An 8,042-nucleotide genomic window follows, 5' to 3' on the forward strand; every position below is an offset into this window, starting at 1 on the left:
ATCGCGGACGCGGCGGGCGAAGCCGTCGTGGCCGAGATCGGACGCGCGGGTGGGGACGCGATCTACCACTGCGCGGACGTGGGCCTGACCGAGGACGTGCAGGCGCTGGTCGAAGCTGCCGTCGCGCACTACGGCAGGCTGGACGTGTACGTCAACAACGCGGGCATCGCGGTCCCCGGCAGCGCGGTGGACATCAGCGAAGACGACTGGACTCGCGTGATCAACGTCAACCTGAGCGGCATGTGGCGCGGCATCAAGTTCGCCATCCCACAGATGGTCAAAACCGGCGGCGGATCGATCATCAACATGGCCTCCGTGCAGGCCCTGATGGGCTTCGAGGATTGGGCGGGGTACGCGGCGGCCAAGGGCGGCGTGCTCGCCCTGACGCAGCAGGTCGCGGTCGAATACGGCGCGCGCGGCATCCGCGTCAACGCCATCGCGCCCGGCACGATTATGACGCCCATGAACGAAAAGATCTTCGAGGAAGCGGACGATCCCGAAGAACTCGCCAGCACGTGGAACAGCTGGCACGCCCTGGGCCGCTTCGGCCAGCCCAACGAGGTCGCGCAGTTAGTCGTCTTCCTGGCCTCGGACGAGTCCTCCTTCATTACCGGCACGATCATCAAGGTAGACGGCGGCCTGTCGATCAAAGGCTGCTGATCCCGAAAGCAGGCGGTTTTATGCACGGCACAGTGTTCGACACCCAGCGCTTTTCGCTGCACGACGGCCCCGGCATCCGCACGACGGTCTTCCTCAAAGGCTGCTCGCTGCGCTGCTTCTGGTGCCACAACCCGGAATCGATCCGCCGCCCGCCGGAGATCGAGTTCTACCCGGAGCGTTGCATCGGCTGCGGGGCGTGCGTCGCGCTGTGCGAGCACGGCGCGAACACGATCACGGACGACGGCACTGTCACGTACGATCCGCAGCAGTGCACCGTCTGCGGCGAGTGCATCGATGACTGTTTCGCCAACGCACGCGTGCTGGTGGGCCGCGCGTGGTCCGTGGACGAGGTCATGGCCGAAATCTTACAGGACCGCAGCTTCTACGGCGACGAGGGCGGCGTGACGCTCTCCGGTGGGGAGCCGATGCTGCAAGCCGACTTCACCGCCGATCTGCTGGCGCGCTGCCGCGCGGAGGGCATCCACACCGCGATCGAGACGGCGGGGCATTACCCGTGGTCCACGCTCGAACCGGTGCTGCCTCTGGTCGATCTGGTCATGATGGACCTCAAACACCTCGATTCGGAGCGCCACCGCGACGGCACGGGCGTGCCCAACGAGCGCATTCTGAGCACCGCGCGCCATCTGGCGACCGAAACGAACAAGCCGCTGCTGTTCCGCACGCCGGTCATCCCCACCTACAATGACGCGCCCGAAGTCATCGACCGCATTGCAGGCTTCGTGCGCGACCTGATCGCGGCCCGCGGGGATGCCTGCGCGGCGCGCGGCGAGACGCCCGCGCCAGTTCGCTACGAGCTGCTGCGCTTCCACCAGCTTGCAGGCGACAAATATCGCGGCCTGGGCCGGGCCAACCGCGCCCGCGACCTGGAACCGCTCAGCAAGGCCCAGATGGACGCGCTCAGCCAGCGCGCGCACGCCATGATTCACGCCGGAGATCCCACGGCAATTATCCCGAACGCACAGTGACAGATCAGCAGGATGGAACCCCTATGGCACTCTCACTCGATGTGACCGAACTCACCTACCAGCAGCGGATCGACGCGCTGCGCGAGGAAAAACTGCGCTGCACGCGCGAAAAACAAACGCTGCTGGGCGATATGGACTTCGACGACTGGGGGCAAATCCTGCCGCCGGAGGATCAGCGCGACTACGTGCACGTCATGAGTCCGTCCGGCATCATGATCCGCGACAGCATCATCAAGGGCTTCGAGGTCACCAGCAACCACCCCAGCGGCGGTTTCTTCGGCCCCAAAGCCGTGGGCGACAATTACCGCGCGCTGCTGGAACACCACCCCGTCACCATCGATCCGCTCAGCTCGCTGGCCGGGGCGTACATGCTCAACTTCACGTCCTACCGCCGCCCGCACTGGAACCCCGACCTCAGCTACGAACATCTGAAGCCCGTGCAGGAACAGTACCAGCTTCTGCACGGCATCGGCGGCATGCAGCACCTCACGCCCGACATCGCCATCGGCCTGCGCCTGGGCTGGGGCGGCCTGCTCGATCACATCCGCGCCAACCGCGCCTCGCACGGCCCGGAAAAGGAGCCGTTTTACGACGGATTGGAAGCGGTCGTACTCGGCGCGCAGAACTGGGTCCAACGCCATGCCGAGGCCGCTCGCGCGCTGGCCGAGACGGAAGACAATCCTCAGCGCCGCCGGAACCTGTTTGAAATTGCCGAGGTAAACGCACACATCGTTAGCGCGCCGCCGCAGACGTTCCGCGAGGCGTGCCAGTGGCTGCTGTGGTACGAGATGATCGCGCGCATGTACAACGGCAGCGGCGCGGTTGGCCAGCTCGATACGCTGCTGCTCGATTATTACGAGGCCGACGTCGCCGCGGGCTGTCTGACCGACGACGAGGCGATCTTCCACATCGCGTGTATGCTGCTGCGCGACACGATGTACTGCCAGCTTGGCGGGCCGGACCGGGCCGGGCGCGACGTGACCAACCCCGTCTCGTTCCTCGTGCTCGAAGCGGCGCATTGGCTGAAGATCCCCGCCAACGTGGCGATTGCCGTGGGCCGCGGGACCAGCGACGCCCTGCTGCGTCGCGGCGTCGAGATCATGCTCGAAGACAAGACCGGCATCCCCAAGTTCCTCGGCGTGGACAACACCGTGCCGGACTTCGCCAAAAACGGTTACCCGCTCGAAGACGGGCGCGACCGTAAATACTCCGGCTGCAACTGGTGTGGCATTCCGGGGCGCGAGTACGGCATGAACGACCTGATCAAGATCAACCTCGCGGTCGTATTCGACGTCGCGCTGCACGATATGCTGGCCGATCCGACCGTCACGCCCAGCATCGATCTGCTCGAACAGCGCTTCGAGGACCACCTGCGGCGCGCCGTCGCCACCATCGCGCAGGGCATCGACTTCCACATCGCGCACATGCACGAGGTCTTCCCCGAACTCGTGCTCGACCTGTGCTGCACCGGTCCCATCGAGCGCGGTGAAGACGCCTCACATGGCGGCCTGGACTACACCAACATTGCAGTCGATGGCGCGGGGCTGGCGACCACCGCCGACTCGTTCGCCGCGATCCGGCAGCGCATCGTGGACGAAGGTCGCCTGACCTGGGCGGAGCTGCTGCACTACCTCGACACGAACTGGGCCGGGCCGGATGGCGAGCGCGCCCGCCTGATGATGAAAAACGTCCCGCACTACGGGCATGGCGGCACGCTGGCCGACGACTACGCCGCGCGCCTGTCGCAGATGTACACGCGGCTGGTGCTGGAACACCCCACGCCCTCCGGCATCAAGATGCTGCCCGGCCTGTTTTCGTGGGCCTATACGGTCAAGTTCGGGGAACATCTGGGCGCGACGCCGAACGGTCGCCACGCCGGGGATCTGATCTCGCACGGCGCGAACCCCGACCCCGGCTTCCGCAAGGACGGCGCGCCCACCGCGATGGCCGCGGCGGTCGCCGCCGTGCAGCCGGGCTACGGCAACACCGCCCCGCTGCAAATCGAGCTGGACATGAGCGTGATCGACCAGGACAACGCGGTCGAGGTCGTCTCGCAGCTCATCCGCTCGCACTTCGAGCTGGGTGGCACGCAGATCAATATGAACATTCTCGACAAGCAGAAGGTGCTCGAAGCGCACGAGGACCCCACGCGCCACCCCGATCTCGTCGTGCGCGTGACGGGCTTCAGCGCCTATTTCGCCAGCCTCTCGCCGGAATTCCGCCAGATGGTCGTCAACCGCATCCTGGCCGACGACTGATTCCGCTCCCGCAGTACCGTTTTTCCCGTAGGGGCAGTTTGTGAACTGCCCCTACGCACCTCGCCATTTTCTCTACAGGTCCGCCTGGAACACCGTTTCGATCGCGCTCAACGTCTGGTCCAGCGCCGCACTTTCGTGCGCCAGCGACGTGAACGCCGCCTCGAACGCGGACGGCGCAAAGTACACGCCTCGCTCCAGCAGCGCGTGGAAAGTGCGCCCGTAGCGCGCGGCGTCGCTGGTCTTCACCTCGGCATAATTCCGCACCGGGCGCTCGTTGAAGAACGCGCCGAACATCGTGCCCGCCTGCGCCGTCTGCACCGGGATGCCCGCTGCTGCCGCGCTGGATTCGACGCACGCGCGCACCGCGTCCGCCACCGCCACCACGCGCTCGAAAACGCCCGGTTCGCGCAGCGTCCGCAGCGTGACCAGACCCGCCGCCATCGCCAGCGGATTGCCCGATAGCGTCCCGGCCTGGTACATCGACCCGGCAGGCGCGACCCATTCCATGATCTCGCGCCGCCCGCCGTACGCGCCGACCGGCAGCCCGCCGCCGATCACCTTACCCAGCGTGGTCAGGTCCGGCAGCACGCCGTACGCGGCCTGCGCGCCGCCTAACGCCACGCGGAATCCGGTCATCACCTCGTCGAAGATCAGCAGCGCGCCATGCTGCTGCGTCAGCACGCGCAGGCCCTGCAAAAAGCCCGGCTCCGGCAGCACCACGCCCATATTGCCCGCCACCGGCTCGACGATGATGGCGGCGATCTGGTCGGGGAAGCGCTCGAACAGCGCGCGCACGGCGTCGAGGTCGTTGTACGGCGCGGTGAGTGTATCCGCCGTCGCGCCCTGCGGCACGCCGGGGCTGTCCGGCAGGCCCAGCGTCGCCACGCCCGATCCGGCCTGGACCAGCAGCAGGTCGGCGTGACCGTGGTAGCAGCCCTCGAACTTGACGAACTTGTCGCGCCCGGTGTAAGCGCGCGCCAGCCGCAGCGCGGACATGGTCGCTTCCGTGCCGGAATTGACGAAACGCACCATTTCCACGGATGGCACGAGGTCGATCACCTGCTGCGCCAGCTCGATTTCGAGGCCGGTCGGCGCGCCGTAGCTCGTACCCAGTGTCGCCTGCTCGCGGATCGCCTCTACGACCGCCGGATGCGCGTGGCCAAGCACCAGCGGCCCCCAGCTCATGACGTAATCGACGTAGCGATTGCCGTCCGCGTCGATCAGGTACGGCCCTTCGCCGCGCGAAATGAACAGCGGATCGCCGCCCACGCCACGGAACGCGCGCACCGGGGAACTCACGCCGCCGGGCATCACGTCCACCGCGCGGCGGAACAACTCAGCGGATCGGTCGGTCTTCAACATATATCGAACCCTTCTGAAATATTCAACCTGATCGCCAGGGCGTATAACAATACGCCCCTACCAAATATGGGATGAACGCAATTCGTGTGATCTGCGCTTTTCTCCCCTCTCCAACCCAGATTGGAGAGGGGCCAGGGGTGAGGTCGTGTTGCTTTCCCCTGATCCCTAGTCCCTATTCCCCAAACCCCAAATATCCCAGCGCCGCACGCGCCGCCTGCTGCCCCTGGTGGATGCAGTCCGGCAGGCCCACGCCGCGATACGCGCTTCCCGCCAGCAGCACGCCCGGCGGACACAGTGCGTCCATCTGATCGACCCGCTCCAAATGCCCCACCTCGTACTGCGGATTGGCGCGGTGCCACCGGAACACGCGCGCCACGGTCGGCGCGGCGTGAATGCCCATGATCGTCCGCAGTTCGTCGCGCACCAGCCTCACCAGCGCCTCGTCGTCCAGATCGACCAGATCCTCGCGGCGCGGCCCGCCGATGAAGGCGCGCAGCAGCACCGTGCCCGGCGCGGCGCGCTGCGGGAACTTAGTGCTGGTCCAGGTGCAGGCCAGCAGGCGCGTCGGCTCCTGGCGCGGGATGACGAAACCGAACCCGTCCAGCGGGTGCTCGAAGCCGTCCGCGTCGAAGCCCAGAGACACCGTCGCCGTCGAGACGTATTTCACCGCGTCCAGCATATCCGCCAGTTCCGGCTGCACGCTGCGCAGCAGCGCCGCGCTGGCATACGCGGGCGCGGCCAGCACCACCGCATCCGCCGCGAGCGTTCGCCCGTCGTCCAGCCGCAGCGTATAGCCATCGCCGTCACAGTCGAGCGCCGCCACCGCACACCCGGTCAGCACCTCCACGCCGTCCAGCGCCGCCGCGATTGCATCCACCAGCTCGCGCAAGCCGCCCCGCAGCGTGGTGAACATGCTCAGCTTGGGGCGCCCGTTGCCGTTGGTGGCGTGTGCCTGCGCCGCCTTGCGTGCCGCGATCATGCCGCGCGTCAAACTGCCGTACTTGCGCTCGGTGTCGATGAAGCGCGGGAACGTCGCCTGCAAGCTGAGGATTTCCGCGTCCGCGACGTGAATCCCGCCCATGAGCGGTTCGGCCAGCACGTCGAGCGCCTCGTTGCCCAGCCGCCGCCGGATGAAGTGCGCGAGGCTTTCATCGCCGTCGTCCGTGCGGCGCGGCAGGAACAGGTCCATGCCCATGCGCAGCTTGCCCGGCCACGAGATCAGGTCGGACGTCACGAACGGCATGAAGCGCGTCGGCACGATCATCATCAGGCCGTCGGGCATCTTGCGCAGCTTGCCCTTGCGCAGCACGAAGGTCGTGCGCTGCGCGTCGTTTGTCCCGATCAGCCGGTCTTCCAACCCCAGCTCGCGGCAGAGCTGCAAGGCCCACGGCTTTTGCGTGATGAACGAATCCGGCCCGCCTTCGATCACGAAGCCGTCGGTCAGATCGGTCGAGACCTTACCGCCCAGCCGGTCGTCGCGCTCCACCAGCGCGATCGCCACGTCTGCGCCCTGCTCGCGGGCGAGTTTTTGGGCGGTGTAGGCGGTCGCCAGCCCGGCAATCCCGCCCCCTACGACGACCAATCGTTTCATTGCGGCATCCGTGTATGTTCGCGCACGAGATCCGTCAGCGCGGCGACGAACAGCGGATCGTCGTTCAGCGACGGCACGCGGTCCAGCCGCACGCCCGCGCCGTCCGCGGCCTGCTTGGCCTTCAGGTCGATGTCGAACAGGATCTCGACGTGATCGGCCACGAAGCCGACCGGAACCGAGAGCAGGTTCTTGTAGCCCTTCTCGGCCAGCTCGACCACGTAATTTTCGATCTGCGGCCCCAGCCACGGTTCCGGCGTGCGGCCCGCGCTCTGGTACGAAAACGTCCACTGCTCCGGCTGCAAACCGACCCGTTCCGCGACCAGCCGCGCCGTCTCGCGCAGTTGCGTGTCGTACGGATCGCCCTCTTCCATGATCCGCACCGGCAGGCTGTGCGCGCTGAAGATCACCAGCGTATCGGCGGGCATTTTCGCCAGCCCCGCCTCGACGCGCCGGGCGAGCGCTTCGATGAACAGCGGGTGATCGTAGTAGCTGGTGATAGGCGTATAGACGAACGGGTGCGCCTGCTCGGCCAGCGCCGCGTCGAGCTTCTCGAAATATTTGGCGATGCTCATAGCCGAATAGTGCGGAGCCAGCACCAACGCAACCGCGTATTCCACGCCGTCGTCGATCATCTGCTGCACGGCGGTCTCGATGCGCGGCGTCCAGTGGCGCATGCCGAGATAACCCTTATAGTGCACGTCCGGCGGCGCACCCGCGTTCAGCCGCGCCTCGGTCAGCGCCGCCTGCCGCTGCGTGATCTCCAACAGCGGCGACTTGCCGCCGATCTTGCGGTAGTTTTCGGTGATCTCGTCCAGAATGGCCTGCGACGTGGGCCGCCCGTGCCGGATGTCGGCCAGAAAGGCGGGGATGTCGTCCAGCGAATCCGGCCCGCCGTAAGCCATAAACAGTACGCCGATGGTTTTCACCTGCCTGTCCTTCCTGTTCCCCACTCGTGCACGAAGTCCACTAAGCGCCGCACCGTATCGACCGGCGTTTCGGGCAAAATGCCGTGCCCCAGGTTGAAGATGTGGCCGGGCCGCCCGTTCGCGCGCGCCAAAATGTCCGCCGCGCGATCCCGCACGGCGGGCCAGGGCGCGAACAGCGCCACCGGGTCCAGGTTGCCCTGCACCGCGACATCCTCGCCCAGCCGCGCCCAGGCCGCGTCCAGATCGATACGCCAGTCCA

At 66.7% G+C, this 8,042-nt stretch carries 7 protein-coding genes; 3 read left to right on the forward strand and 4 right to left on the reverse strand.

What is annotated here, in order from left to right:
* The 3 genes from V7116_RS17270 to V7116_RS17280 form a co-directional block, all read left to right on the forward strand.
* Window positions 1–660 (forward strand): SDR family NAD(P)-dependent oxidoreductase (locus V7116_RS17270; RefSeq protein WP_324393206.1); only part of this gene is annotated, 660 nt, incomplete at its 5' end.
* A gap of 20 nt (window positions 661–680) precedes the next feature.
* The gene (locus V7116_RS17275) at window positions 681–1,646 is read left to right on the forward strand and encodes a glycyl-radical enzyme activating protein (protein WP_324393207.1); all 966 of its coding nucleotides are present in this window, start codon (window positions 681–683) and stop codon (window positions 1,644–1,646) included.
* Between the two features lie 23 nt (window positions 1,647–1,669).
* Window positions 1,670–3,904 (forward strand): pyruvate formate lyase family protein, encoded by a 2,235-nt coding sequence (locus tag V7116_RS17280; protein ID WP_324393208.1) that lies wholly within the window; start codon window positions 1,670–1,672, stop codon window positions 3,902–3,904.
* Window positions 3,905–3,976: 72 nt separating this feature from the next.
* Here V7116_RS17280 and hemL read toward each other — a convergent pair whose 3' ends face one another.
* The 4 genes from hemL to V7116_RS17300 all read right to left on the reverse strand — a co-directional run.
* A complete protein-coding gene (hemL, locus tag V7116_RS17285; protein WP_324393209.1) occupies window positions 3,977–5,266 on the reverse strand; it encodes a glutamate-1-semialdehyde 2,1-aminomutase in 1,290 nt (429 codons plus the stop codon).
* Between the two features lie 172 nt (window positions 5,267–5,438).
* Complete coding sequence (gene hemG / locus V7116_RS17290) at window positions 5,439–6,857, reverse strand: protoporphyrinogen oxidase (protein WP_324393210.1); 1,419 nt, start codon at window positions 6,855–6,857, stop codon at window positions 5,439–5,441.
* Entirely contained in the window at window positions 6,854–7,783 is a 930-nt protein-coding gene (gene hemH, locus V7116_RS17295; RefSeq protein ID WP_324393211.1) for a ferrochelatase, read from the reverse strand. The genes hemG and hemH overlap by 4 nt, the downstream gene beginning before the upstream one ends.
* The coding region (locus V7116_RS17300) for a uroporphyrinogen decarboxylase family protein (protein ID WP_324393212.1) at window positions 7,780–8,042 on the reverse strand (263 nt) is incomplete at its 5' end. The genes V7116_RS17300 and hemH, both read right to left, overlap by 4 nt.

The sequence above is a fragment of the Aggregatilinea sp. genome (genome assembly GCF_036822615.1).
GTDB lineage: Bacteria > Chloroflexota > Anaerolineae > Aggregatilineales > Aggregatilineaceae > Aggregatilinea.

Excerpts from the sequence above, each read along its gene's own strand:
- V7116_RS17280 (WP_324393208.1), top strand. The coding sequence starts at position 1,670 with ATGGCACTCTCACTCGATGTGACCGAACTCACCTACCAGCAGCGGATC.
- hemL (WP_324393209.1), bottom strand. The coding sequence starts at position 5,266 with ATGTTGAAGACCGACCGATCCGCTGAGTTGTTCCGCCGCGCGGTGGAC.
- V7116_RS17275 (WP_324393207.1), top strand. The coding sequence starts at position 681 with ATGCACGGCACAGTGTTCGACACCCAGCGCTTTTCGCTGCACGACGGC.
- hemG (WP_324393210.1), bottom strand. The coding sequence starts at position 6,857 with ATGAAACGATTGGTCGTCGTAGGGGGCGGGATTGCCGGGCTGGCGACC.